Origin of the sequence: Zoogloea sp. LCSB751 (assembly GCF_002028455.1) — a bacterium.
Classification (GTDB): domain Bacteria; phylum Pseudomonadota; class Gammaproteobacteria; order Burkholderiales; family Rhodocyclaceae; genus Zoogloea.
Window position 1 is genome coordinate 1 of the sequence record NZ_MWUM01000422.1, and the last position, 251, is coordinate 251.

Genomic DNA, 251 nt, shown 5'->3' on the forward strand with positions numbered 1-251 from the left:
CTAGCAGAATATGGTGATTATCGAATATATAATCCAGTTTGGTCACACAGCAACATGGTACGCAGTTTGTTACAAGCGGATGAGATATTAAGTCAAAAGCCTGTATTGGTTTGTTATGGTGATATAGTTTATCAACCAGAGATTATTCTTAAATTGATGGCTTGTAACGCAGACGTTGCGATTAGTTTTGACCGTGAATGGCTAAAATTATGGTCTGAACGTTTTAATGATCCTTTTAGTGACGCGGAAAG

Annotated in this window: 1 pseudogene; it reads left to right on the forward strand. The window is 37.1% G+C overall.

The features are described 5' to 3' along the window. Positions 1–251, forward strand: a pseudogene (locus tag B4920_RS30180) (hypothetical protein); the annotation flags it as partial.